At 46.3% G+C, this 313-nt stretch carries 1 tRNA gene and 1 rRNA gene; both read right to left on the bottom strand.

What is annotated here, in order from left to right:
* Nucleotides 1-18 precede the first annotated feature (18 nt).
* A tRNA-Val gene (locus ACN6NE_RS31190) sits at nt 19-94 on the bottom strand.
* Nucleotides 95-103: 9 nt separating this feature from the next.
* Nucleotides 104-219, bottom strand: a 5S ribosomal RNA gene (rrf, locus tag ACN6NE_RS31195).
* Between the last annotated feature and the right edge of the window lie 94 nt (nt 220-313).

The following is a 313-nucleotide window of genomic DNA, read 5'->3' on the forward strand; positions in this document are numbered from 1 at the left end:
TTGAGCTACACCGGCAAATGGTGGAGGATGACGGGATCGAACCGCCGACCCCCTGCTTGTAAGGCAGGTGCTCTCCCAGCTGAGCTAATCCTCCGATATATAAGCCTGGCAACGTCCTACTCTCACAAGGACAAAGTCCCAACTACCATTGGCGCTAAAGAGCTTAACTTCCGTGTTCGGTATGGAAACGGGTGTGACCTCTTCGCTATCGCCACCAGACATATTATATTATACATGATTTCCAAAAGAAAGCAAGACTTTTTTGAAAAGTTTTGTTCTCTCAAAACTAGATAACAGTTCGCTGAGTAAAGCT

The sequence above is a fragment of the Priestia sp. 53B2 genome (genome assembly GCF_056099005.1).